This is a genomic window from Methylocella silvestris BL2, from assembly GCF_000021745.1.
GTDB classification, from domain to species: domain Bacteria; phylum Pseudomonadota; class Alphaproteobacteria; order Rhizobiales; family Beijerinckiaceae; genus Methylocapsa; species Methylocapsa silvestris.
In genome coordinates this window covers 3,031,479-3,055,427 of sequence record NC_011666.1, presented here as the reverse complement: position 1 = coordinate 3,055,427, position 23,949 = coordinate 3,031,479, and the positions used below count along the sequence as shown (strand labels likewise).

General features: G+C 60.9%; 27 protein-coding genes. 5 read left to right on the top strand and 22 right to left on the bottom strand.

The window, feature by feature from the left end; translation table 11 throughout:
• Positions 1-273: 273 nt before the first annotated feature.
• Complete coding sequence (locus tag MSIL_RS14140; protein WP_012591766.1) at positions 274-513, bottom strand: hypothetical protein; 240 nt, start codon at positions 511-513, stop codon at positions 274-276.
• A 164-nt stretch (positions 514-677) separates the two neighbouring features.
• Positions 678-1,187: a CFI-box-CTERM domain-containing protein gene (locus tag MSIL_RS21380; protein ID WP_012591765.1), complete on the bottom strand. Its 510-nt coding sequence runs from the start codon at positions 1,185-1,187 to the stop codon at positions 678-680.
• 840 nt (positions 1,188-2,027) lie between these two features.
• Between MSIL_RS21380 and MSIL_RS14135 the strand changes: the two genes are divergently transcribed.
• Positions 2,028-2,237 carry a hypothetical protein gene (locus MSIL_RS14135; protein WP_012591764.1) on the top strand — a complete coding sequence of 70 codons (210 nt, stop codon included), beginning with the start codon at positions 2,028-2,030 and terminating at the stop codon, positions 2,235-2,237.
• A 283-nt stretch (positions 2,238-2,520) separates the two neighbouring features.
• Here the strand turns inward: MSIL_RS14135 and MSIL_RS14130 are convergent, their stop codons facing one another.
• From MSIL_RS14130 to MSIL_RS20835, 16 genes are all read right to left on the bottom strand, one after another.
• Positions 2,521-4,497, bottom strand: coding sequence for a hypothetical protein (locus MSIL_RS14130; RefSeq protein WP_148213097.1), 1,977 nt, complete (start codon positions 4,495-4,497; stop codon positions 2,521-2,523).
• Positions 4,498-4,614: 117 nt separating this feature from the next.
• Entirely contained in the window at positions 4,615-5,454 is an 840-nt protein-coding gene (locus MSIL_RS14125) for a hypothetical protein (RefSeq protein WP_012591762.1), read from the bottom strand.
• A complete protein-coding gene (locus MSIL_RS14120) occupies positions 5,451-6,353 on the bottom strand; it encodes a hypothetical protein (RefSeq protein ID WP_012591761.1) in 903 nt (300 codons plus the stop codon). Before MSIL_RS14120 ends, MSIL_RS14125 begins: the two co-directional genes overlap by 4 nt.
• A 9-nt stretch (positions 6,354-6,362) precedes the next feature.
• Positions 6,363-6,614 carry a tail fiber domain-containing protein gene (locus tag MSIL_RS14115; RefSeq protein WP_041368074.1) on the bottom strand — a complete coding sequence of 84 codons (252 nt, stop codon included), beginning with the start codon at positions 6,612-6,614 and terminating at the stop codon, positions 6,363-6,365.
• A complete protein-coding gene (locus tag MSIL_RS14110; RefSeq protein WP_041368073.1) occupies positions 6,611-7,414 on the bottom strand; it encodes a hypothetical protein in 804 nt (267 codons plus the stop codon). Before MSIL_RS14110 ends, MSIL_RS14115 begins: the two co-directional genes overlap by 4 nt.
• Positions 7,414-7,608, bottom strand: a complete 195-nt coding sequence (locus tag MSIL_RS14105) for a hypothetical protein (protein ID WP_012591760.1) — start codon at positions 7,606-7,608, stop codon at positions 7,414-7,416. Before MSIL_RS14105 ends, MSIL_RS14110 begins: the two co-directional genes overlap by 1 nt.
• A gap of 4 nt (positions 7,609-7,612) precedes the next feature.
• Positions 7,613-7,816: a ribbon-helix-helix protein, CopG family gene (locus MSIL_RS22355; RefSeq protein WP_083772240.1), complete on the bottom strand. Its 204-nt coding sequence runs from the start codon at positions 7,814-7,816 to the stop codon at positions 7,613-7,615.
• A gap of 641 nt (positions 7,817-8,457) precedes the next feature.
• Complete coding sequence (locus MSIL_RS14100; protein ID WP_012591759.1) at positions 8,458-8,862, bottom strand: hypothetical protein; 405 nt, start codon at positions 8,860-8,862, stop codon at positions 8,458-8,460.
• Complete coding sequence (locus tag MSIL_RS14095) at positions 8,859-9,164, bottom strand: hypothetical protein (protein ID WP_041368071.1); 306 nt, start codon at positions 9,162-9,164, stop codon at positions 8,859-8,861. Before MSIL_RS14095 ends, MSIL_RS14100 begins: the two co-directional genes overlap by 4 nt.
• 2 nt (positions 9,165-9,166) lie before the next feature.
• Positions 9,167-10,762 (bottom strand): AAA family ATPase, encoded by a 1,596-nt coding sequence (locus MSIL_RS14090; protein ID WP_012591757.1) that lies wholly within the window; start codon positions 10,760-10,762, stop codon positions 9,167-9,169.
• A 64-nt stretch (positions 10,763-10,826) separates the two neighbouring features.
• A complete protein-coding gene (locus tag MSIL_RS14085; protein WP_012591756.1) occupies positions 10,827-11,804 on the bottom strand; it encodes a DUF1376 domain-containing protein in 978 nt (325 codons plus the stop codon).
• Positions 11,801-12,256 carry a hypothetical protein gene (locus MSIL_RS14080; RefSeq protein ID WP_012591755.1) on the bottom strand — a complete coding sequence of 152 codons (456 nt, stop codon included), beginning with the start codon at positions 12,254-12,256 and terminating at the stop codon, positions 11,801-11,803. The genes MSIL_RS14085 and MSIL_RS14080 overlap by 4 nt, the downstream gene beginning before the upstream one ends.
• 203 nt (positions 12,257-12,459) lie before the next feature.
• Positions 12,460-12,678 carry a helix-turn-helix transcriptional regulator gene (locus MSIL_RS14070; protein WP_012591753.1) on the bottom strand — a complete coding sequence of 73 codons (219 nt, stop codon included), beginning with the start codon at positions 12,676-12,678 and terminating at the stop codon, positions 12,460-12,462.
• Positions 12,679-12,780: 102 nt separating this feature from the next.
• Positions 12,781-13,509 carry a hypothetical protein gene (locus MSIL_RS14065; protein ID WP_148213096.1) on the bottom strand — a complete coding sequence of 243 codons (729 nt, stop codon included), beginning with the start codon at positions 13,507-13,509 and terminating at the stop codon, positions 12,781-12,783.
• Positions 13,470-14,120: a site-specific integrase gene (locus MSIL_RS14060; protein ID WP_148213095.1), complete on the bottom strand. Its 651-nt coding sequence runs from the start codon at positions 14,118-14,120 to the stop codon at positions 13,470-13,472. Before MSIL_RS14060 ends, MSIL_RS14065 begins: the two co-directional genes overlap by 40 nt.
• Positions 14,121-14,289: 169 nt before the next feature.
• Complete coding sequence (locus tag MSIL_RS20835) at positions 14,290-14,643, bottom strand: integrase arm-type DNA-binding domain-containing protein (RefSeq protein ID WP_083772238.1); 354 nt, start codon at positions 14,641-14,643, stop codon at positions 14,290-14,292.
• A gap of 677 nt (positions 14,644-15,320) precedes the next feature.
• Between MSIL_RS20835 and MSIL_RS14055 the strand changes: the two genes are divergently transcribed.
• On the top strand, positions 15,321-15,683 hold the full coding sequence (locus tag MSIL_RS14055) for a hypothetical protein (protein WP_041368069.1): 363 nt from the start codon (positions 15,321-15,323) through the stop codon (positions 15,681-15,683).
• Positions 15,684-15,839: 156 nt separating this feature from the next.
• Here the strand turns inward: MSIL_RS14055 and MSIL_RS14050 are convergent, their stop codons facing one another.
• Positions 15,840-17,141 (bottom strand): TAXI family TRAP transporter solute-binding subunit, encoded by a 1,302-nt coding sequence (locus MSIL_RS14050; RefSeq protein ID WP_012591750.1) that lies wholly within the window; start codon positions 17,139-17,141, stop codon positions 15,840-15,842.
• Positions 17,142-17,450: 309 nt separating this feature from the next.
• On the opposite strand from MSIL_RS14050, the gene MSIL_RS14040 reads away from it, so the two are divergent.
• The 3 genes from MSIL_RS14040 (at position 17,451) to MSIL_RS14030 (ending at position 20,458) form a co-directional block, all read left to right on the top strand.
• Positions 17,451-17,702, top strand: coding sequence for a hypothetical protein (locus tag MSIL_RS14040; RefSeq protein ID WP_012591749.1), 252 nt, complete (start codon positions 17,451-17,453; stop codon positions 17,700-17,702).
• Positions 17,703-17,820: 118 nt separating this feature from the next.
• Positions 17,821-19,527 (top strand): SulP family inorganic anion transporter, encoded by a 1,707-nt coding sequence (locus MSIL_RS14035; RefSeq protein ID WP_041368066.1) that lies wholly within the window; start codon positions 17,821-17,823, stop codon positions 19,525-19,527.
• 166 nt (positions 19,528-19,693) lie between these two features.
• Entirely contained in the window at positions 19,694-20,458 is a 765-nt protein-coding gene (locus MSIL_RS14030; RefSeq protein ID WP_012591747.1) for a bestrophin-like domain, read from the top strand.
• A 45-nt stretch (positions 20,459-20,503) separates the two neighbouring features.
• On the opposite strand, the gene MSIL_RS14025 is transcribed toward MSIL_RS14030, so the two are convergent.
• The 3 genes from MSIL_RS14025 to MSIL_RS14015 all read right to left on the bottom strand — a co-directional run bounded on the left by MSIL_RS14025 (position 20,504) and on the right by MSIL_RS14015 (position 23,085).
• Complete coding sequence (locus tag MSIL_RS14025) at positions 20,504-21,238, bottom strand: hypothetical protein (protein ID WP_012591746.1); 735 nt, start codon at positions 21,236-21,238, stop codon at positions 20,504-20,506.
• 90 nt (positions 21,239-21,328) lie between these two features.
• Positions 21,329-22,558 (bottom strand): patatin-like phospholipase family protein, encoded by a 1,230-nt coding sequence (locus MSIL_RS14020; RefSeq protein WP_012591745.1) that lies wholly within the window; start codon positions 22,556-22,558, stop codon positions 21,329-21,331.
• Between the two features lie 254 nt (positions 22,559-22,812).
• Positions 22,813-23,085 (bottom strand): hypothetical protein, encoded by a 273-nt coding sequence (locus tag MSIL_RS14015; RefSeq protein ID WP_012591744.1) that lies wholly within the window; start codon positions 23,083-23,085, stop codon positions 22,813-22,815.
• Positions 23,086-23,949: the final 864 nt, after the last annotated feature.

The window sequence follows — 23,949 nt, the reverse complement described above, 5'->3', positions numbered from 1 at the left end:
CGAGTAAAGCGAATTTCAACTCACAATACGCCCTAGTGTTCCCGGCGGCGCCGCCGGCCGCGCGATGCAGACGGCTCGGCCCTCAGTCTCGGAGACGCCCCCGGGGTTCCGGCGCAGCGATTACGGCGTTTAGCAGTGCGGCGCGCGCATGTCAGGTCCCGGTTCAAAGCCGCAGGCAGATCATTGGCGTTTGGCCTTCGGACGGCCTAGGTACCTCCCCGCGTGAGGACGTTCACTCCACCTTCAAAACCGTGATCGTCCGCGCGTCGCGCCTCAATGGGCGTCCTCTCCCTTACCTTTGTCGATCTGTCCGGACGGCTTGTTGGCGCCTGGCGGGATGGAAGAGGGCAAGCCGTCCTGACCCGCTGCGGCGCCCGTGCTCCCGCCCTCCGTATTTGCCTTCTCTCCCGCACCCGCGTCGTTCCTGCTCTGACCGGTGGGATTCGTATTTTGCGCGGCCGCAATTTGTGACGACGCCAGAAGCGCGATTGCTGCTCCGATCATCAACTTCATGACGCCGCCTCCTCCAAGAACCAGAACGTAACCGGCCGCCGCAGTCGAAACATTTAATAGCGGTCATTTTAGACTGCGGTCCAAACAAAGACTTCGATCAGAAGTTCCTCCACAGCTTGACGGTCAACAGAGGCCTGACAGCAGCGTCGGGCGAGCTCCTCGCCTCATCGCCGATATGTCGGATACATGCGCCGGACCATCGAAATCGAAAAGCTAACACAAGCAGATATCAAGGCTCGTAGAAGCCGCGATCTGCGCATCGCAACAACGATTTTGGGGGCGGCGCTATAATAGGCGGCAACAAACGCCCTGCCCCCCCGTTTCTTTAGCAGCACCTTGTCCCGATAGGCGCGCAGCGTTTCTAATTCCAGGGCGTCCGCTCCGTACAATTCAGTGGCGATAAAGCAATTGCCGCGCCCTTCATGCGCGTCGATCCCGGCCTTCACGTTCCGTGCGATACGAGAAACAGGCGTTCCCAAGGATTGAGCTGAGATCAACGTCCCGCATCCCGATTGGCAGTAAAAGTTTGAAAATCCGATGTTGCATTTCTTGCAAATCATCCCCTCGGAGCCATCGCTCAACGGGCCGAACCGAAATTCCAACGAGCCGCAATTGCTGCATTCCGTCAATTCATTTTGCGTGCCGCACCGAGGGCATATCGCGGTGGCGATCATGCTTTCCCCCTATGAAATCTTATTGTGCCGGGCAGATGGTTGAACAGCGCCGGACCGCCCCGATTAGCGTTATGCTAATCCAATTCTGGTTCGCTCGCCTAGCGGACTCTCTAGGGCAAAACGCATTCTCCGGCGGATTTAAGCCATGCGACCAGGGGCGCGGAGCGCGCCGATCCCGCCGCGATTTCGATACCTGCTCGCGCTTTTCGAATTATTGCCGGCAGCTGAACCTTTCAATGGCGCCGCCGTTAGGGCGAGGTCGCAGCGACATATGGAGAATTGCACATGAAGATACTGGTAACGTCGACTGTAGTTTTGCTTGCCCTCGCGCCTGCCGCATTTGCACAAACCGGGACCTCGCCGAAGGGCGGCGCTGGCTCGCCCGCAAACGCTCAGCCCGCGCCGGATAGCGGAAACGTGGTCGTTCCTCAAGGGCGCTCGGCCGCCGATCCCGTTGACCCGACGACAACGTCGGGACGTCCCTCCGATGGCACGGGAACGCAATCAATGGCGCCCTCCAGCGGCAATGCGCCGTCCGGTGAGCCGGATCCTGGTATGGGGCGCGGCCAGAAGTAAAGCCAGCAAAAAGCGAGCAAAGACCTCCCTTTCCAAGCGGCGTGGAAAGGGAGTCCCTCGATTCAAATCGACCCCGCGATTGCGAAGCATTGGGCCGACCATTCGATTGACGTGCGCGTAGACGGCTTCCGCGTCGCCCAAGCCGGAGCGCCTTCGGGCCGTCCGATCCGTTGATGTTCCGTTCCGCCCTCAAAGCCGCCAGCGTAATCTTCGTGGAGGAGAGCAGCGAGGGACCAGGCGTCCGGTTTAGGAAAGGATAGACTAATGGATGATATTGCAGCTTTTATCGCCAAAGCGCGGGCGGAGATCTCCACGCTCAAGAGAATATCGTCTGCTCATGGATTTGACGCGGCACGCCTGGCCGACCACCTTGAACGGGTCATCGATCAGGAGGAACAGCGGTTCAAGCGAGAGGCGGCAAATGACGCGCCGACAATTCCCGTGGAGAAGCTGAACTCCGCCAACGACGAATGACCCGCCGGCGGCGGGCGGTTGTCGCCAATTTTTTTAATCCACCCTTTCCTCGCTTGATCGTCCCGCCAAGGCGCGATTCTCTCCAAGGCATTGTCGAAGCCGCTCGCAGCGGCGAGGATTGCGGATGAAGTGGATTTCGTTTCAGATCTCGATCGTCGTCATCACCTGCTGGGTTGTTTGGCCGGAAATATCAAACGGCCGCATCGAATTTATAGCCTTTGCAGTTTTCGTTGCGTGGCTGTTGACGGACGGCATTTCAGAAGCGGTTGACGGAATGAGGAGCTTATTGCGGCGTCTGAGAAACCGCGCCAGAGCGCCCGGCAAGAAGAGCGGCGGCGAGATCACGCTGAACCCGTCCGACAGGAGCGACGCGCTGGGCGTCGGACAGGATGCCGAAGGCATGTCCAGGATCGGCGAGAAGGGCTTGGGCAAGCGCCTCTGATCTGCTCCCGAGCCGAGCACGCGCCAGCGCGTCGGAGGCCTTCCCCCAGATCGCGCCGGGGCTCAGCGTCATCAAGGCCTGCCCGAGCGCCGCGGCCGAGCCCGGCTCGGAAAGATTTCTCAGATCTTCGGCGTTGAAGGCCGTCAAAGAACCAGGGGCCTGACGCTTCCCCGTGGCTTCCAGCGCCGTCAGCAGGCCTTGCACGTCGGGCGCCGCGGCGGCGCCATTCGGCAACGCGGCGAGGCCGGCGTTCAAAGTTTCGCGCTGGAGAGGATTGCCGGCGACTTGCGCTGCAAATTTGGCTCCGGCCCATTGATTTTCGCCGGGAATATTCGCCTGCCCTGCTTCTGATAAAGTCGACGCCAAATGCTGCCGCGCAAGAGCCGGCGCGATCGCCGGATTCTGCTGGTTCAAATGGCCGATCGCCTGGGCCGTTTCGTCGGCCGCTCCTTCAAGCGGCGCGGACGGGAACAGCGCCGCGGTCTGCGCGCGAACCGCTGGCGTCTGGCTCATCGTCCCGAGCGGGCCTGCCTGCAACGGATCAAGGAACTGCTGGCGCCCAGCCCTCTGAAGTTGAAGCGCCGTATCGTAATCGCCGCTGCCGCCGCGCGCGGGGTCGCGGGCGATGTCTCGGGCGTCGCCGACCGCCGAACCATAGCTCGCCGCCTCCTGCGGCTGGAATCCTGGGTTGGCCGCATTGGAGAGCGCCTGTCCTCGCGCGCGCATGTCCTTCGTCACCGCGTCGACGACGCCGATCGAGTTATCGGGCAGATGAGCATATTGCGGCGCCAGCACCGGATTGGCGCGAAGGCGCGCGAGCGAAGCCTGAAAAGCCGGGCTATTCCCGATCGCCGAGAAATCATGCGGATCGATCGTCTGCGCCTCGGCCGCCTTGTAGAACGGCCGCGCCGCGTCGTTGATCCGGTTCCTTACTCTTTCGATCGCGCCGGTCGCGGCTTCCTGCCCCTGCATTCCGACGACGGACGGCTGCGTCGTGGCCGCCGCAATCCGATCCAGCGTATCGTTGACGGCTCCCGTCACTTGGCCGGGCCGCTCGGCCATCGCCGGAGCCATGATAGCGCCGCCTTCGCGCGTCCCTTCGACAAGGCGCTGTATGCGCCCCATCTGAGTGGCGCCGCCGGTCGCCTGCTGGATCGCTTCGGCCGAGGTCAGCCGAATCCCGCGCTGAGCAGCATGCTGCATGATCTGCTGAGCAGCCTGCATGGTTGGCGCGTCGACGCCTCGCGCGGCGTTCGCCAGCATGGTCTGCTCGACGCCGGGCCCGGTCGCAAACGATGCTCCGGCGCCGGCCAAGATCGGGGCCACGGCGCGGGCGCCGCCTTCCCATGGCGTGCCGGCGGTCGCTTGGCCAGCCGCCTCCGACGCCACGGCGGGCAAGACGCCAAACCGCAACGGCGCGCCGCCGGCCGCGGCCAAAGGCATAAACTGCCCGATCGTGTCCGCATACCGGCCGGCCGTGGTCTGCGGCTGATGATAAGGACCCGCCACGCTTTGAACGGCCTGATCAACCTGCGTCGAGTTCGGCATCGCGAAATTGTCCGCTGCCCGCGCGACGCGGCCCAGCAGACTTGGATCGGCGTTCTGGTCGACCTGCGGCATTGGCCGGTTGGCGTCGGCGAGCAACTCGGCGGCGGTCTTGCCAGCGGGAAGCTGGCCGGATTTCTCAAGACCATAGGCCGCCACAGTTTGCCCAAGGCGCGACGCCAAATCCCGCGCATCGCCGTACAGACTTGGAATATGAGCGATCCCCTTCTCGAGACCCGCGAGACCGCTTTGCGCGATGTCCTTTCGCAGCATCCCACGCGCCAGGTCCGGCGTCTGCAAATGGATCATGATCGACTTGCGTGACCGTGCCGCCAGCCTGAGCCGGCGCTCCGTCTGCAAAAGGATCGTAGTCGATCGCTGAAACCGGCATTATGGGCTCCACTTCAGGAATTTGCCGGGCCGGTTCGGGTCAGGCGCGTAGAACCCGCCGTCTTTCGCTTGCTTGAACCCTGCCGGCGGGGCCGACCCGGACGCGCCAGGGCCTGTTTCCGGCAGCGACAGCTGCAAGCTTGGCGGCGGAAGGTTCTGAATCTCCGTCATCCGCTGTTGCGCCGATTTCGTCGTATCTGCTGCAATCTTCCCGATATGCGCCTGATATTGGCCCATGAGTTCGAGGTTCTTCACTGCGATCTCGCGGCCCTGCGGCGTCGTCATGAGACCGCCCAGCGCATTTTTGAAGGATCCGGCAAGCGCCTGGTTCGGCGCTAAAGCGTCAATTGCCGAACTGTAGGCCTGAATGTCGGTCAGGCCTGGCGTCGCCATCCCATATTCGCCGAGCACCTTCTGCACCTGCGGGATAACGCCATAGCCAGCCTTCTTGCCAAGCTCCTCGACCGAGCCAAGCTGGGCGAGCGCCGCTTGCGCATGGACGCCGGCATCCTTGTAATTCGCGAGCGAACGAACGGACTGGCCGAGTTCTTCGCCTCGCGCCGCATTCTCCTGGCTCTGCTGGATGATTGAGCCAATCGCGGAGCCCGGCCCCAGGATCGCCGCGCCGACATTATCGGAGCCAGGCGCCGGAACACCGGACGGCTCACCCGGCACTGTCGGCACGGCGACGCTGTTGGTCGGATTCTGCCCAGATCCGCCGAGCACGGTTGGGATGGTCCCGTCTGGCCCGACATGGCTCAGCACGCCGCCGCGGAAGATCGGCGCGCCGGGTGCCTGATTTTGGTAGGAGACCGACGTGTTCCCCAAGGCGTCCGTCATCGCTTTCGGCGAAATCGTCTCGAGCAGCTGATGCTTAATACCAGGATCGATATTCGGGTTCGCGAGCACTGCGCCAATCGCAGCCGGCGAAACCGGCATGCGGCTTTGGGGCTCGGCTTGGATAGGCGCCGGGCCTCCCTGGGCGACTTGCGGCGCGGCGGCGCTATCTGGCGTCGAACGGGACCGGCCAACTGCGTGCCGCCCTGCGGCCCGCCGCCGATGCCTTGATTATCAGCGATGCCAGCCGCCCTGGCGCCGTGCCAGGCTCCCCATCCTTTTTTTGCCGCGTTGTCGAGTGCGAAATCGGTCTGCGCCTTCCATGTGCTTGGGTTACGCGCATCAAGGCCTGTCGCCTTGGTGAACTCATCGCCCATGCCCGGCGTTGCGTTGCCGCCGGGAGCGACGCCGCCATAATGGAGCTGGAAAGGCCCAAAGGATGAATTGTCGTCGCCGGCATAGGCCGATGCCCCGAGGCCCTCGCTGCGCGCGACTCGAACCGCCGTATCCGGATCAATGCCGCGCTGCTGCGCTGCCTGCCGGATATAGGCTTCCTGATCGGCGGGGACGACGCTGGACTGCGGGCCGGGAGCGATCGCTGGCGGTGCGCCGACTGAAGGCGCATACGCCGCGCTGACGTCTGTCGCCTGCTTCTGTGCCACGCCCAGCGCCTGCTGCTCTTGCTGGCCCGCCTGATACGCAGCGTTGCCGCCGACCAACGCGCGAGCGAGCGAGCCGAGTCCTTGCGCCCAATTTGCGACCGGCGTCGGTTTCGTCAGCTCGTTGGCAAAGAGGCGGAGCTGGGCGATCTGACCGGGCGTCGCGTAAGCGGGATTGATGTAGGAGGGCGACTGAAGCAGCGCTTGGCTAAGCGCGCTCGAATCAAAGGTTGGATCAGCCATGAATCCCTCTCACTGCCTTGACTGCGGCGCTTCGGTGGCGGACGCCCAAAGCGCTGCATTTTCTAACGCGCGTTCGTAATCGAGCTGCATGAGCCCGTCGGGACCGATGGTGACTGCCTCCGGCACCACGCCGACAACATCCTCAGCCATCAGCCCGAGGTGGAGTTCAGGATCCCCGACGTATCGAAAACGGTAGAGCGGCAAGCCATTCGCCAGCACTCCGATCTGCTCAACGTCGCATTTCTCTTGGCGCTCGCTCATTTGAGGCCAAGTGCGGTTGCAGCTTTGCCAAGCCCACCACCTTGCGCCCAACCACCGAGCACCGCGCTTGGGATGCTGAACAAGCCCTGCATCGTGTTCGCATATTGCTGGTTCTGCTGGTTATAATTCTGCTCGGCGAGCCCGGCATAATTCGCTGGCTGGATCTGCTCGGTTGGGGTCTGCGCAAACGAGGCGCCCAAATTCGCCGGGCCGGAACCGCCGAGGAGGCCCATCAGCGTCTGAAGCTGGTTCTGATAGGTCGACAGCGACTGATTGTAGGCCTGCCCTTCCGTGTTCGCCAAGGCGTTCTCGACCGTGCCGTTCTGGCTTTGCTGCAGCTGGCGTTTCGCATTGTCGTAAGCCGCCGAGCCCTGTGTGATGCCCTGCGCGGCGAGCTGCGAATCCAGATTTGAGTTCTGATTGTTGAACGTCGGCTGCATATAGTCGGTCTGCCACCCCATCATCGTCTTGATGAGGGCGTCATTCGACAGATCCGGGCCGTTGGTCAGCGAGCCGGACATGTTTCCAGCCAGCTCCTTCGCATAGCCGCCGAGCTGGCCTTGCGTCGCCTGCTGCTGATTCAGCAATTTCTGCTGCGCCGCGCTGAGCTGCTGCGTCGCCGTATATTGCGGTGTCCCGTCCGCATTGGTGCCGGTCTGCGTATAGGTCAACGTCCCGTAGGGCGTCGACTGATTGACCATGTTCATTTGCGCTTGCGACTGCGCGGCGTTCTTATTGTATTGCTGCTGCTGGTTCGCCGTTTGCGTCGGATCGGGAGGGCTCGGCTGGCTCAGGCTCATTAGGAGGCCTTGTCACGGGCAGAGGCGCCGTCCGGGCCGCCGGCGATCGCCAGCTTTTCAACCATCGCCAAGCGGACGAATTCGGCGGCGGACATGCCGAACTCTTCAGCGGCGCGCGCGATCTTGACTCGCGATCCCCGCGGCGCAGATATGCGGAACGAGGCGAGGATGATGTGCTGAGGGTCAATCGCCATTGCATCAGCTCCTGTGGCTGCTTGGTGATATCGGCTCCGCGCCCAAATGATTTGCGAGCGCCGCTCGCACGATAACTGACGGCGTCGTTCCGAGGTCGCGCGCACGACGTTTCAACGCCGTTTTGAGATCAGGCGGGCACCGGATCGCCAGCGTCGGCAGGTGTGTGCCGTTAGGCGAACGCCGGTGTGGTTGAATCGCCTCGGCCATGAAAACTCCCTACAGCTGATTTGCGCCTAGGAAGCGTCTCACAAACGAACGTAATGCACAACTATCTGATATTGCACCATTTATGAACTCTTACGGACACTTGCGCACATCAACAGTCATCCATGCACACTGTGGCGCGGATCACCTGTGCAAAAATAGTTCGAGAAAATCGCGGAAATGTTTCGTCGATCAACAGAAGCCGCTGCGTCGGTCTATGGTTTCAATCGCCGATCTCGCGTTGGCCGCTGAAACCTTCGCTGAAACCACTTGTCTGAAACCCGCCGTAGGACTGCCCTCTCGCGCGCGCGCGCAAGGTAAATCCGCTGACGATGTTGCGCACGCAGAACGCTCATCGCCTGATGACAAATGATGACATTCAGGCGCGCGTCCGGGAACTGCATCCGCCTGAAAGGGAATGAAAGGATAACGGCTGACGAAGCGTACGTTGTTGCTGGATATAAGGAAAACCGTTGCAACGCATCGCGCATGAAAACAAATGAGGACATTTGATGACATTCGAGCGAGAATTAGCGAAGGCGAAACCGCTGGCAGCGCTCACACCGAAGCCGGGCTGTACGCCCGGCCTCAAGAACGCTCAAAGATTGAAGTCAAATGAGGGTATTCGGAGGCGCGACCACCACTCATTGGCCAAGCCACGAATTGTGATGGCAAGCGTCGAGGAAGCGATAGGGCGCGTCGCCGGCAATGTTGGGGATCAATTCTAGGAGCGCCTCAGTTGCCGCATGCCGATATTCGTCTTGAATTTCTGGGGTGACCAATTGCCCTTCAATTGCAGGGGCGATCAATTCAATGGCGAATGGGTTCGGAGCAATAACAATTGGGCCGCCTGAAACAGCGATTGTCGCGACCCGTCGGCCCCAGCCCGTCCGCAATCCGCGCAGAAGATCGAGCTGAACCTCAATCGGGTAGGCCAGAACTTCGAGCAGGTCTGACACAGCGTGCCAGGGTAATTCCGGGCGAAGGCGCGGGCTGCGGAAGAATCGCAACCGGCAACCGTTCCCGGAATGAATGGGGCGCTGGATCATTGAGCAATTGCCTCCTGGCGCAATTCGGTTGAAGCAGGCGTTTCTGTTCCGCCCGACTGAGGGGTTGGAAAGGGAGGCGCGACAATGGCGTCCTCAGCGCAATTGGGCGGCATCGGGATGAAAAGCGTCTGGGCCGCCTCGGCGAACTCGTCGAGAGCATCAGCCGCGAAAGGAATGCGGGTCGGCTTCCACGATGGATCCGCGCTCAGCGCCTGGGCGACGAGCTTGGCGTAATCTAGCGTCGCTCTGACGCCGGCGTTATAGGCGAGGGCTTCGGCCTGCGTCATTTCGGTCTTTTCCATGGCTATGTCGCATAATCGGTCGAGACGTAGCGGCCCTTTGCGAGCGAATAATCGAGGTTGAGCTTGCAGGGAAAGCCGAGCTCCTCGAACCGCGCCTTGCGGTGATAGAGCGCCGCTTCCGTCTTGCGGTTGCTGCCGTCGAAAATCTCCGGTCGATGCACGACGAAGCCCTGGTCGACCATGTTGTCCCAGTGCTTGGAACCGGAGATATCCTCGAGGCTTGGCGGCGAGCCCCTCCGGGCGCTGTCCATCTTTGCGGGATGCGCCAGCACCTGCACGTGACAATTGAGGTCGTGCGCAAAAGCGTGAATCGTTCGGAGGCAGCGACCGATATAATCCGTTTCGGATTCGTTGCGCTCACGGGCGCCCTCAAGCCGATTCCACGGGTCGACCTGCACGATGCGGGCGCCGTGACGGATGACGGCGACCTCGGCCATGTCGAGGAACCATTCGAGCGTCGGCTTCTGCTCGGGATGGACGACGAAGAGATATCGCTCATCGATCCAGGCGTCGGCTGCTGCGATCTCGCCTTCCGTCAGGTCTTTCTCAAGGCCGCCCGCGAACAGGGTGCGGAGTTGCCGCCGCAGATGCGGCTTGGGCCGGGTTTCAAATGAGGCGACGCAGATCCCGACGTCATAGGCGCGCACCACGTTGAACCAGAGCTGCGACCATAAGGCCGTTTTGCCGTGACCGGGATGGCCGGTAACCACGGAGAGCGTCCGCGGCGCCAGCATGACCTTGCTCTCCCATTCGGGGAAGCCCGGCCGCCACAAGGTCAGCGGAGCGGGTTCGGGGAGCTCCCGCATGCGGTATAGCCCCGCGACGGGCCAAGGCAGCGCGCCGTTCTCGACAAGAGCCCTCAGCGCTTCAGGACCATCAGTCACGAGGAGATCGTTGGCGTCCTTGCAGCCATCCGGCCAATCGACGAAATGAAAACGCGCGGCGCCAAGCAGCTTCACCATGTCGGCGCGCAGGGACAGGCCGGGTCCGTCGCCATCCCCGCACCACACGAATTGCTTCGTCCCGCTGAGGCCGGCTAGGAGCGCCTCGTCGACGAACTCATAGCCTTTTTGCTCCGCCGGCGCGTCGGCCGCCCGCTCTTTGGCGCCGTTCGGGACGGAGAGCACGGCGTCCGCCGAAACGCCGGCCTCGACAAGCGCAAGGGCGTCGAACTCGCCCTCGGTGAGGTAGATGCGGCTCGGGGCGGCGGCGAGGACGCGATCGATGTTCCAAAATGAAAGCTTGAATCCCTTGCCTGCCACAAAAGCTTTGTCCGGGATTGCGCGCGCTTTCCAACCGCCCGGATAGCGAAAAAACAGCGCCTCGCATTTTCGTTCGAGTTCAGGGAAAAACGTCGTACCGGATCCGACGCCGAGACGCTCCAAGGTCGCCCGGCCGATGTGGCGCATCTGCATAGCCCATGCGGCTGCCGCCTCGCTGATCGTCCCGGCGCTGCGCGAAGAATTCGCCGCCTTGCCATCCACAATGCCAGCAGTTCCATCGCACGCCTTCTCGGTCGACGGAGACGGAAAGACATTCATCGCGCTTCTTTCGTCGGTTATGGCTGCATTGCGGGCAGACAGTTCGATAGTTTCCATGCTCTGTTCGCCTGAGAGAAATTCGGTTGTCGTGAAGGATGTCGGAGATCGTCTGCATCGGCCCTCACCATCGATCGCCGCGGGCGCGCTGCTCGGCCAGGAGATCGGCTGCCGTCTTCGCCTCAGGCGAGCCTCTGATCACGGCGCCGACGTATTCGCGCGGGTCAGCTTTGGTCGCCGCGATCTCGACCGCTGACCGCGCCAAGGCGATGTTGCCGGATTTGGATTTGAGCAATTTCGAAATTAGGCCGCCCGATGAATTTCCAAGGATCTGCTTGGCACGTCGGAAGAGGTCGGCTTCATCGCTCGGTGAGGTCGGGCGATGGAGATCACTCGAACCGGGGTTGCCGTCGCAAAGCGGCGGACCTGCATTCTTTCTTTCTTTTATCCCTCTCCCTTTCCCTTTCCCTCTAAGAGCATTTTCCGAAAGATTTCCGCTGCTGCTTCCGTCCGTCTCGGAAGAAAATCCAAGAATTCCGTCCGACGGATCGGCCTTTCCAACGAAGCCGCCCGCATTTCCGTCGGAAGATTGATCCATTCCGTTGGAAAGCTGCTCGGTTCCATTGGAGGGCCTTGCAGGTTCGGCTGGATTTAGCGGCAACGGCAGCGGATCAAGCCCATTTTCCTGGCGTGCCTTATTCACTTTCCTCAGCCGATCGCATTCCCGTTTCCAGCGGAAAGCGAGCTTCTCGGCCCAGGCCTCGTTTGCTTTTTCGGCGACGACAGGATGGTAAAGGCGGCCGTCGGCACATTTAATCCACCCGTAGAGCGCGCCCTCGCGAACTTTGAGCCACTCGCTGAGGGCGCGACCGAACCCTGCGAGCTGCGAAAGCTCAAGATCATCGTCTGGCAGGCTGGATGCGGGCTTCTGATGCCATGCGGCGCACCAAAGAAGCACGGCGCAACGAAACTCCTCGCCGGATATAGCTGATGCGATACGACTGTCTCTCAGCCGGCGTACGTCGAGCTTCATATATTGGAAGTCGGCCAGATCGGCGTCTTCGGGCGTGAGCGGCGCCGGCAACAGGCTTGCATGCTTCATGATCTCACCCCCATGGAGAAGGCGCGATCAATGATGCGGTTAAAAGCGGCTTCTTGGTTGGCCGACATCTGCTGCAGGGACGCCTCGTCGCGCGCCAGCATTTCCGCCACAAAATCAAGCTCCCAAACCGACAACCAATGCTGCCCATGAATCGCCGAGAGCCATGCCTGCCGTTGAACCGCGGTGAGTTCACTACAGAGAGGCGCGCGTCTGTATCCGCGGCGGGAAGAAGCCTTTGCCGGGGACCACCGGGACGCCCCGGGTTGTCGCAAAGGCCTCTCGATCATCCCTGCAAGATCATTGCAGTCGCATCCGGCCCTAGCCAAGGTGCGGTTAATAGCAGCGACAGCCGCGAATACCTCGCCTTCCTTGTCCGAAGAAAGGAGCCGGAGGAATTTGGCTAGCTTGGGGAGTATCCCAACGATTCTGGATTCTGCCGAAACCGCGCTCATATCGCCCTCCTTATCGGAAAGGCAAGCTCGGCGACCAGCGGCGCGCAATTGCGCCCAACGCAAACGCGGGAGATCAAAAACCGCTGTTGCGATTCGACTCGGGAACGCTTAAGTTCGGAGCAGTCAACGCCGCCAAGCAATTGACCAATTCCGAGGCCGGCCGCATCCCACGCGCGCCGGCCTTCGCATTTCTGGGCCATTGCTCAGATTGCCTCCCTGACGCGAGAGGCAAGCAATTCGACAATATCGCCGGCGCGCCAGCCGTATTTTCTCTCTCCGATCTTGATCGGCTTTGGCACTTTGCCCGTACGATAGAGGCGGCGGAAATGCGGGACGCTTACCCCGATAAATTCCGCGGTTTGAGCGGTGTTGAGAATCCGGCTCTTTTCCAGATCCAATGATAGGTTTGGGAGGGTAACCATTGTGCTCCTCGTGCTAAGATCACAAGTGATCAGCTGAGGAAGCCTAACGGGGGATCAGGAGCGCTTACAGAGAGTTCTATTTTTTTGGAACAACATCTGTTCCTATTTCTTGATTGGTTGATTATTTCCATAGAGCGCGCGGTTTATGTGTCCTGCGAGATTCGGTTTTCGGGAAGATACACAAAAGACAGGGGCGAGTGTGTCGCGCGCGAAACAAGTCAGTTCCTCTACCGTCGGGTCTTTCGGCGTGACACGCTTTTCGACGCTTCGCGAACGCCCCTTCGTATCTTGCCAGAGTTTCAATAGCTTGCCGACCGCCTGCGCCTCATCGGATTCGAATGTTCTCCCTGGTGGAGAACGTTTTTCCACGCTCGCGCCTGCCGATTGAACCCATCGTGCTAGAGCCTTGACTTGTCGGAATGCTGCCTCGTATTTGTTTCGGAATGGATCGTCACCCTTGTCGTCCGAGTAAGACGCATCGATCACCAGCTGGCGACTGTCGTCGTCCAACTGCGCGATAGATTCGACGGCTTCGTTTAATCTCATTTCGCAGGCTCTGAGAGCTGCTGATTTACTTCCCTCTGTCGGCCGCTTTCTGTAATGAAGCCCGATTCGCAATTCGCCGAGAATGCGCCTTATACGTTTCGCTATTTCGGAGCTCGTATCCTCATCAAATGTGCCTAAGTGGTCGGCAATTATTTTGTGGAAAAACGCATCCGAACAGATGTCGTCCAGGTTAGCTCCCTCGATGCCAACGGGGCTCCATTCGGTCGGTTTCGCCCGCACCATTTCTAGGTTCCAATGTTCAAGTTCGAGATATATTCCGCCCATTTTTCCAGCGCCGCTCGCTTTTCGGGGGCGTAGACGGATCGATTATAGACCCCAGCGACGCCGGCCTTGTGGCCAGAAACATGGTTGAGGATCGCCTCGACGACATGCGGCAGGACGCCAAGGTCACCCAGCCGGGTAGCGACCGTGCGGCGTAGGTCGTGCAGGCGCCACGGAGCCAACGGCCCGGCCGATAGCATCCGCTTGTCTAGAGATGCTTTCGCTTTGCTCCATCCAGAGAATGGCCCTGGGCCTTCGCCGAAAACAAACTCCCGCCCGGGCAGCCGCGGGCACGCCCGCAAGATCTCGATGGCAGTTGGGGACAAGGGTACGTCATGCGCCCTGCCGTTCTTCGTCCGGGCCGGATGGATCGTCCAAAGTCCCTGCTCTAGCTTAAGCTCTATCGATCTCATGGCGCCGACCTCGTCGCGCCGTTGTCCGGTGAGCATAAGCAACCGGACGATCGCGCCATATTGTCCCGAGCCAGCGTGCAGCCAGATCAGCCTCAATTCTTCGTCGGTGAATGTCCGGTCGCGCGAGACTTCATTCGACAGATTTGTGCCGACGACCGGATTGCTGTCCGAGACGCCTTCGCCTATTGCCCAAGAAAACAACGCCGACAGGGCCGCCCGCGAACGGTTGGCGCCAATGGGGCCGCTGCTTGCGCTGATCCGGCTAAGATTGGCTGCGACGTGACGTCGTTCCAATTCTTTGAGCGCGCAAGGATGAAGCGGCGCCCAATGCTTTCGCAAATGCAGGACAACCCCCGAATAGGTCGAGGCCTTAAGTTTTCGCTCGGCATAGGGCAAATACCGGTCGACGAGATCGCCTAATGTAAGCTCCGGGGTTTTTAGGGGCGCGCGCCACGACTTTCTCGGCTTGAGGGTCTTGGCCCAGCTGAACGCGCGCAATCGCCTCCCTAGCCCGTCGGCGAGCTTCGGTGGCGTCGATGGCTTCCACCGTCCCGAGACTTAAGCGGCGTTGTTGGGAGCCGACCCGGTACTGGGCGATCCAAGTTCGCTTGCCGCCGGCCCGCAGGCGCACGCCAAAGCCCGGGAGAGAGTCGTCGAAAACCAGCAGGTCGGATTTTCCGTCCGGCAGTTTAAGCCCGGCGACATTTGCGTTGGTGAGTTTCATTCGCGCCCGATTGGGAAGCAATTGGGAAGCACATTTTTGATCGCTTATGCTCGCTTACGCTTCCCAACATCTCAGGCTATGTGTGATTCGTCAATAGATTACGCATCTAAAAGATCGCTCCGATCACATCGGATTACCTATAACCTTAGACTACGAATCTAGGGGTCAGGAGTTCGAATCTCTTCGGGCGCGCCATTTCTCCACCACACCAAAACAAAGCTGGGCGCTGTGCAACCGTGATGGTGGCAGCCGGTCAAGACCACCTTTTCAGCCGCACAACGACCGGCCCCGCGGCGCTCGAGCATCAATGAGTCAACCCCGAAAACGGACATCCAAGGCGCTAAATTGTCGATACGATGCGCCGGCTGAAGCTCGACGCCCGAACGCTTCAGATCATCGTCGACGATGATCTGCAGCGTTGGCGTGGTCGCGACATGCCGAGGAAGATCTCACTCGCGAGCTCTTGAATGGCGCCTTCCGCGCGGCCAGCCGATGATCACTCGGCGACGGTGCGCGGCTCCTCCACGAGCGCATCAAAGGCGAGATCGGCCATGACCGCCGCCGCTCGGCGGCCAGCGTCAGCCTGCCATCCTCGGCGACGGCGACGAAATAGCAGAGATGCCGGAGCTCCACGCTTTACTTTATAACTTCTTTGAGCCTTCGTCTGCGCGGATCTTGTGGACGGTCATCATTACGCGGCATCGGACGCGAGAAAGGCGGCCGACGTGAAGCGAGGACGCCGCCCCGATCGCGATGGAATCGGTCGGCAGGCCGACAAACTCATCGGCGCGCCCGACGCGATTTTGGCATCGACTGTCAAATCGCGTCGACTGTCTCTGGCGATTGTCATCAGCGGCGCAACGGTGCGCGAGGAGGCGCACACGCTAGGCTCTGTGCGCCGCGGCAAGCAATTTGAGAAATTTAGTCGATTGAGAATCCGGACCACTACCGGCTGTTGGATTTTGACTGCGGGGACCAAAGTCAGGGCTCTGGCTTTTAAAGACGCCGATCATAAGACGCAACTCAAAGCGTTCGGATAGCCAAACACGCGGCGTTGGACGAACTCGGGAAGGACGCATGAGCCATGATAGCTGGGCTTGGTGTTGTCGGCGGCTAGGCGAAAACCAACGCTGCGCGCGGGGTCGCAACATGGCAATGCCGTTCAAATGGCTAAAGGCGTTGGCGCCAAGTCATGGTCAAGCGCCGGCGCTTTTCTGAAGCTCGGCGCGCTTCTCTCGCACGAGCCTGTTGATATACGCGATGACGAGAGAATTGGCTCCGACTTTGCTGTCCTCCAGCTTGCCGTCGAGCGCCTCCGCCGAGATGCGTTCGATAGCGGCGTCGACCCGCGCGCTTATGGCGTCAAGCTCGCCCAATGATGTTGCATTTTTGATGCTGTAGGAGATTTCGGGAACGCTCGCCAGTAGTGGAGCCTCCGGCGGCGATGGCCTGAGCATGTGCCAGATCGCCAGCAGCGCCGAATAAAGCGCGCCGAGGATGATGGGTCCCGTGTAGAGCCAGTCGCCATAACGTTCCATCAATGTCTGTTCCTCGCCGTCGAAAAACTCCTTCGCGCCTTTATGTACGGGGATGATTGCGTCCTTGTCGGTGCTCGCCGCCTTGATCAGCGCGGCGACCGGCGCGTCGGGGGTAAACCGCTGCCGATTCTCGAAAATAAAACGGGTCAATTCTGTCGCGATGTCTGAGCGCACGCTTTGGTCGGTGACGAGATAGGTCGTCACGAGCAGGGTCGTCACATTTTCGGGCGGGACCGGCGGCGACCCTCCGAACGCGCCGGATGAAATTTCGCCTTGCTCGAATTCGGGCGCGGCGGATTCGATCGCTTCGGCGTCATCGATAGACACGAAGCTCATCGACTTGCGAGTGAGTCTTCGGACCGAGGCCCACCGCTCCGATAGCGCGCCGCTCTTTGTTGTCGGAATAATGAACAGCAGCGCGTCGATCTTCTTTGCGTTGATGGCCGCCGCGATCTCGGCGACCACGGGCGGTATGTCAACCGATGCGAATTCGCCATGGTAGCGCTGCCGCATCCACGTCATCAGCCTCGCATAGGAGCCAGGCGGCCCGACCAGCCCCAATGTCTTGTCGGCCAACTCGCGAAAGTTCTCTATCTTTGCCGATTTCGGCGCGACGATTGCGATGGGATCGCTATGCAGGATGGCGATCGATCGGACTCGATCCGGCACGTCTCCCAAATTTCGGATGACGGCGAGTTGCGCTTGCCCCTTTTTCAGCCGCTCGAGCGATTCAATCGGCCCGGGAGTCTGTTCGATCGAAAGGCGGATATGCGAGCCGTCGGCCGCCAGAGCCCGGGCCATGGAGGCGATCAAATCGGCGTCGTCGAAGCTCGGCGGCCCGACCGCAACGGTAAGAATGACCGGGCGGTAGTAAAAATGCCAGACCCACGCGGCGAGGCCAACGATCGAAGCGAGGCAAAGCACGCCAATTGTCCGTCGCAGGCCCGCGCTGAATTTCATAACGCCTCCGAACGTCAAGGCGCGCTCTGCGCTTTGTCGCGAACTGGGGGCGATATTAGTCATTGCTCCCGGTTGCGCAACAGGAGGGAACGCGGTTGGCGTCCTTTGATTGGATAGGCAACCGCTTGAAATTGTGATACAATTGTATGCTGCGGTGCACGGCGTCGATTTGAGGTCGTCGCCTCATTCCGGGGCTTGGCGCAACCAGATGAGGGCGAGAGGTCGCCGTCCTCGGCGCGTGTCGACGCGCAGCGATAAGCGGCGTCGAGGCTGAGCTTTGGCGCTGCGGTGAAAGCAAGGAGGACAGCGATGAGAGTGAAATCAACATCGTTCGCCACCATGTTTGTCGCCGCTCTAACAGCGAGCGGAGCGGCTACCGCAGACGAAGCAGGTTGCTTCTACAACGGCGGCGGCCATCTCTGCGTCTGGTATCCTGGTTACGCCATCGCGCATCGGGCTCTGGCCGAAATCGCGCCTTTGACGACCGGCCGAAGCGTCGCGGTCTCCGATGCGATTCTCCCCGTGTCGGGCGGCGCGGCGGGCGCCGGCATCATTGCGTGACTCCCATGAGAAATTGCTTGCTCGACGAGGCGGGTTGGCTTGAAGCTGGCTGCTTCTGCAGGTTATCCGGTGGCTACGCGCGAGGCTTCGTCCAATAGAATTGAGCGGGGGCGCAAGCGTGGGCTGGCCGGGTGGATCGGTGATTCTGCAGAGCTTCCGGGGCTACAGGCCAAACTGGCTGCCCCACGACGCCATGGCCGGCCTCGCGGTCGCAGCAGTGGCGATCCCGAGCGCCATCGCCTATCCGGCGATCGCCGGCCTGCCGCCGCAGGTCGGCGTTTATTCGAGCATCCTCCCGCTGCTGGGCTATGCCCTGCTTGGACCCTCGCGCCAGCTCATCGTCGGACCCGACGCCGCGACGATGACGGTGCTGGCCGCGACTCTCGCCAATGTATCGGCGAATGCGCCGGATGAGCGCGTCGCCGCGGCGGCGGCGGTCGCCCTCGCCGTCGGCGTTTACTGCCTTTTCGCCAGCTGGCTCCGCCTTGGCGTCGTCGCCGCCTTTCTGTCGAAGCCGATCCTGGTCGGATTTATCAGCGGCGTCTCGATCTCCATCCTGGTCGGACAGATCGGGCGGCTGACCGGCCTGCGGATCGAATCCGGGGGGCTTGTCGCTCCCATCCTGGAGCTGGTCCGGAAAGCCGGCTCGATTCATCTGCTCTCGCTCGCCGTCGGGATGTTGGCGTTCGGGCTGCTCCAGATCCTGACGGCGCTGCGTTCGCCGGTTCCGGGACCTCTCGTTGTCGTCGTCCTTGCAGTCATCGTCTCCGCGATCTTCGGCCTCGAGCAACGCGGCGTCGCCGTTGTCGGAAGCCTGCCGAACGCACTGCCTGCGCTGGGCCTGCCGGACATGTCTCATCTATCCCTGCCCGAGGTCGCGCTCGACGCGGCCGCGGTCTGGCTCGTCAGCTTTGGTTCGGGCATCGTGACGGCGCGCAGTTTCGGCGCGCGCGGCAAGTTCGAGGTCGACGCCGACGCTGAGCTGATTGGATTTGGCGGCGCCAATCTCGCGTCGGGACTGTTCGGCGGCTTTCCCGTCACCGTTTCCGACTCGCGCACGGCCATCAACCTGGCTGTCGGCGGGCGATCACAGGCCACAGGCATCGTCGCGGCTCTCGCTCTCGCTGCGACTCTTCTCTACCTCAACGAGGCGCTGCGCGTTTTGCCGACGCCGGCGCTGGGCGCCATTCTGGTCGCCGCCGCGATCAGCCTCGTCGATGTTGCAAGCCTGCGCGAAATCTGGCGCATCAGCCGCGTGGAGTTCGTTTTCGCCCTGATCGGGATGGCGGGGCCTATCAGTCTTGGCGTGTTGCGGGGCGTCGTGATCGCCATTGGCGCGACGCTTCTTTACGTGCTGCTCCAGGAAATGCGGCCGCATGACGCCATGCTCGGCGTCATCCCGGGCCGCCGCGGCTTTTACAAACTTCACCGGTTCAAAGAGGCGCGACCCATTCCGGGGCTCACGCTCTTCCTCCTTCAAGGCAGCCTGCTGTTCTTCAACGTCGATTACCTCAAGGCGCGGTTCACCACGATCGCCCGCGAGTTGCCGGCTGACGCGCGCTGGTTCGTGCTCGACGCTGGCGCGATCGCCCAGCTCGACTCGACGGCGGCGGCGATGCTGGAGGATGTGCGGGCTCTGTTCGCCGAAAAGGGCGTTGTGTTGGGGATCGCCGAATTGCACAAGGGGCCGCGCGACATTCTGGAGCGCGCCGGCGTCCTTGATCATATCGGCGCGGCGATGATTTTCGAGGATCTTGAGGAGGCGGCGACGGCGTTTTACAGGCTGACTCCCAACGGAGCGCCACACTCGCCGCCCTTGCCGTAGCCTCGATCGCGTCGGCGCGCGAGCGGTCAAGGCGCCAAAGATAATCCGGCCTGGGCGTCCAGGACGCGCTGACGGCGGGCCGCCGAATAGTGGACGCCGTAACGGAGTAGTCGCATGATCGCCAAGCGGGGAGCGCTTGTTCCGCCGCCGCCTGCGGATTAGATCCATGCCGGAGTTCGCGCATTATCCACTCACCGCCGTATTCATCATCAGTCTCGCCGCTCTTTTTCTGGCGTGTGAAGCAGGTCACCATTTTGGGGCGCGCGCCGGAGGGGAGGCCAATATCTCCACCCTGGAAGCCGCGATGCTCGGTCTCCTGGCGCTGATGATCGGCTTCACCTTCGCCATGGCGCTGACGCGGTTTGACGAACGGCGCGCCGCGCTTCTGGACGAGGCGAATTCGATCGGAACGGCTGCCCTGCGAGCGCGCTTGCTGCCGGCGCCGCATGACGCCGAAAATCTGAAGCTGTTGCGCGACTATGTCCAGATACGGTTGGACCTCACCAACCACGTCCCGACGGCGGCGGAAACACAGGTTGCGATTGCGCGCTCCAACAAGATTCAAGAGGCGCTTTGGTCGGATGTCAAATTGGTTATGGCGAAGAACAATGCCATGGCCCCGACGGGGCTCTATATTCAAGCATTGAACGAAACATTCGATAATCAGGAAAAACGCCTGACTGCTTTGCGCAATCGCGTGCCAAATATCGTCATTCTAGCGCTCTACGGCATCTCGATTGTCGCCGTTGGATTCTCGGGCTACGCCAGCGGGGCCGCGGAACGGGACTGGAGATTGCCAGTTTATATCATGGCTCTCCTGATCGCCGCCGTCGTTTTGTTAATTCAGGATCTGGATCGACCTGACGCCGGGCTAATTTCCGTCAGCCAGCAGCCGATGGTCGATACAGCCAATGCGCTCGCCACCTATTGAGTATTGGAAATCGGACGTCGAACGGCTACCTCGCGAGCGCTCGATTTAGGTGAATATTTGTCTCGCTCCCGGTTTTGCTCCTGCGCCAGGCGATTCGCGCAGATTGTCGATCAGGATGTAGAGACTGACCAGTAAAACCCACGCTGGAAAAATGAATAAAACCCAGTCAAGATAACCGCTGCCGATAAGAAGCAATGCAGCCAATGCATATCCCAGCAATGCGATCCAGCGCGTCGTGAGGTTGGTCTTTAAAGCCAGAGTCGACGTTGTGATCATAAAGACGCCCGCCATCTTCAGCGCGTAGATTTGCATGACGTTGTATGTGAATGCGCGGGCAAAGGCGAAGGCGGCGGATCCCGGAAGCTCCCCTGACCCGGCGGAATGGGCTCGGATCAATCCTCCCATGGCCGAAGCGGCGACGAACAGCATCCCGAGAAACATGAGGCCGCTCCCGAGAAAAACAGTCGCAAAAAACTGGTCTTCCTTCTCCCCGAGGCGATCGCGTAGAACGCCGAGGAACCAGAAGAAGGCGATGCCCGCAAAAGGAACGAGACTCAAAGCGAGCGATACTCTTCTCGAATGCGTTTGGAGCCACAAGCCAGCATCGAGCGGATCGACCGGCACGGAGCGCCATAGCAGCCAGAGGCTGCAAATCAGGAGGACCGAAAAAATGATCCCGGCGATCGCGGCCGCTCGCGGCGTTCTCAGCCCGGGTCGGACGAGGGACGCCCTGGGAACGACCACGACGAGGAGAGGATCGTCCACGCGGTTTGGCGTCATATGCTGAGCTCCTGAGGAGCGGCCGTCGAACTACCACCTTGAGACATCGGGCGCTGCGCCAGATGATCAGCTACCCGGAGCTCGTGCCCGTCACCGGGCTGCTGCCCGAAAGCCGGGCGGCGAATGGTCCCACGGATAACCCTTTGCCGCCTTTTCGTAGCCGAAGCGATATAAAGCGCGCATATATTCCTGGTCGAATTCCACCTTGTGCTCTGCTTGAAACTCGTCGTCAATGTATGCGACGTTGAAGTTTGCGCCAGCGTGCTGGACTTCCAGATAGATCCGGTAGAGATCGCCAAGGCCTACATAATTGATCATTATCGCGACGGCTTTCCCTGCAATTGGAAGGGTCGCCCGCTGCACGTCGCTCCAATCACTGGTCAGGCGCGAATTGCGAATAATATAACAATCGTAGGCCTTTCTACCGAAGCCTGACTTTTCTTGCGCAATGCGCACGTCAAGACTGGACGGAATAAGAAATGCTTGGCTCACGGCGCCGCCATCGACGTGCATTTCCTGATACGATTTGCCATTGGCGGTTACCTCAAATAGCACCGGCGGAAACGCCCCTGGTATGGATGCAGATGCGAGCAGGATTCGACAGATGACATCGGCCGCGCTGGGATGGCCGCTCGCGGCGATCGCGCCGATATTCCATAGCACCGGCACGCCAGCGTCGAGATCGGTGGTCTGGATCAGCAGAAGCCGTCCCTTGCCATATTCTGCGGCGATCTTCGCGAGTAATTCTTCGTTGATATATGTTGAAATCAATGCAAGCAGCGGACTCGTGTCCGCCATCGCGTCCTGCACAAGGGCGGCGAGAGGGAGAAATCTCTTTCTAAAGACTTTCGATGGGTCGGTGTTGGTGTAAACGTCGGTGAGAGCCGCGTCATATTCAGGGCCAAGGAAGGCGAATGGCGCCGTCAGAGCTCCTGTGCTAACGCCGGTGACCAGTTTGAAATTTGGACGGCCGCCATGCGCCGTCCAACCGACCAGCAGCCCGGCGCCAAACGCGCCCTTGTCCCCTCCACCCGAAAGCGACAGATATTGCGCGTCGGGCAAAGCGTCGCCACGGCTCAGGCCAAGATTTTTTGCTTCGCGAACGAGCGCCTGCTCCTGCTCGATGGAAATCGCCGCCGGCTGAGACAGGAAAAAGCGAGCATTTGGGAGGCCAAGCGCGATCGCATCGCGAAACTCCGAAAGCGGCACGGGCTTGCGATGGCTGCGGCGCGCGTATGTAGACAGAGCCATGGAAATGGCGGCGCCAATGCGGTTCGCCGAGGGACGGCGGCGGGGATCGAGTTCGTCTGCGCTTGGCATGTTTTCTGAGCCGGATAGGCAAGATTTATCCGGGACTGCAGTTGCGCGCGGACGCATCCCCAGTCCGACGACCTCGACACACTAGCACATCCACGGTAGGCTCCGCCAACAGCATCGCCATTGCAATAGCAGCTGAAGCTCCACCGCCCATGTACGGCGGCGCGGACGTCATAACTTCCCAACACACCAGACGTTGGTTCAGAACTCAAAGGATGAGAATTTTGCGCTTAAGGTCACGCCCGCTGGCGCGTGGGTTACGTTTGTCTGCGTGCGTCGAAGCTTATTGTCTCAATAGCAAGGCGGGTAGGGCGCATATCCGCAGAGTGGTGGAGTGTAAACACCACGACGCACATAGCCTCCACGATAGGCGCCTCCGTAATAAGCGCCTCCGCGATAGACACCCCCACGGTAGACGCCCGCGCGATACGCTCCTCCACGATAGACGCCCCCTCGATAAACAGCCCCGCGATGGACGCCGCCACGATAGGCGCCTCCATGATAGCCGCCCCCGCGATGGACGCCGCCATGATAGCCGCCCCCGCGGTGTCCGCCGCGATAAGCCATGGCGTCGCTCGAAATAGCGGCGATGCAAAGGAAGGCAGCTGCGGCAATGGATATGGCGGTTCTACACCACATGGCGGTTCCCCCTCGAGCTGCCGCCGGCATCACAGAGTTCACCTGTGATTTTTATTTCGCCGACCCATCCAGGCTCATTGCTTGAGCCGCATTGGCCGCTGCGGCAGCCGCTTGGCGCGACCCTTCATTACTTGAGTTTTCATGGTTAGCACAAAACTCGCGTAAAATCCTAAGGGTAATCGGCGCCAGCCTCGCCACAGGGATGCAGCCCACGGATTCAAGCCTGTAGCTTCGCGTTAGCGCGTGAGACTCGAAGATCCGCGTCTCGAGCACCGAGCGGAAGCTACGCTTCGAGATCTCTTAGGCCCGCGTTTGACCGATCTGACGCGGATCAATGCGATCTGGCCGGGGAAGCAACAATGAGTTGCGAGTGAGTGCTCGACGTAATAGAAAGAAATATAAGACGCCCAGGTTTAGGGCCGCCGGCCACGTACAAGGACCGTTTAGGGGAGGAAAGCCATGAGTGATAAGTTTGACTCAGAAATGGTATCCCGCCGAAAGGCGCTTTCCCTTTTAGGACCAGCCGCACTGGGCCTCTCTGTTCTGCCTATTGTCCTAACAGTGTCAGATGCTGCTGACGCCCAGACGTACGGGATGCAGCGCCGCGCAGACCGACGCACCGGCCGCCAAATGCACCGTCAGCATCGGCGTACCGGTCACTACTAGTCCCACCGCTGCCGCGAATAGTCGAAAGTTAAGGGTCACGTCAAGTTGAGCCATGCTCAACATCTGGTCGTCGTGGTCCTAAGCATCGA